This window comes from Streptomyces lushanensis, from assembly GCF_001700515.1.
GTDB classification, from domain to species: Bacteria; Actinomycetota; Actinomycetes; order Streptomycetales; family Streptomycetaceae; genus Streptomyces; species Streptomyces lushanensis.
Genome location: NZ_MAUD01000545.1, coordinates 1 through 723, shown reverse-complemented (window position 1 = coordinate 723; position 723 = coordinate 1). Strand labels below are relative to the sequence as shown.

Annotated in this window: 1 protein-coding gene; it reads right to left on the bottom strand. The window is 74.8% G+C overall.

From position 1 onward, the window contains the following. Nucleotides 1-723, bottom strand: a 723-nt coding sequence (locus tag BFF77_RS31030; protein WP_245703913.1) for a pyridoxal phosphate-dependent decarboxylase family protein, incomplete at both ends; no start/stop codon positions are given.

Genomic DNA, 723 nt, shown 5'->3' with positions numbered 1-723 from the left:
TCGGCCGGCAGATAGCGGAAGAGGAAGGCGGTCAGGACGGGTTCGGCGTGGAGTTCGAGCCGGGGGTGCTCCCGCACGGTTCTGGCGCCCGCCACCGCCAGGTCGTGGCAGGCGTCGACGAGCCGGCCGAGACCTTCCCTGCCGAGCGTGCGGAGCGTCACCGCGATCTTGAACGCGTCGGCGCGGCGGGTCGTACGGAGGGAGAGGCCGAGCAGGCTCGGGTAGCCGGCCTCTTCGTCGTCGGCCGGGTTGAGATAGGCGGCGCGGCGGGCGAGCGAGGCGTACGTCTCGGACCTCCGGACCAGAAAGACACCGGCGGCGGCCGGCTGCCAGCCGAGTTTGTGCCAGTCGAGCGAGACGGAGTCGGCGAGGGCGAGACCGTCCAGCAGCGGCGCGAGCCGGTCGGACAGCAGCGCGCCGCCGCCGTACGCGGCGTCCACATGCAGCCACGCGCCATGCTCGGCGGCGAGTGCGGCGCAGGCGCGGAGCGGGTCGACGGCGCCGGTGTCGGTGGTCCCGGCGGTGGCGACGACGGCGACCGGCAGTTCGCCGCGCCGGACGCAGCCGGTGAGGGCGGCGGCCAACGCGTCGGTTCTCATACGGAGTCGACGGTCGACGGGGACGGGGAGCACGGCGTCCTCACCGAGCCCGAGGAGGGCGGCGGCGCGCTGGACGGAGAAGTGGGCGCAGGCGGAGGCGAGGATACGGGGCCGGGGGAAGGCG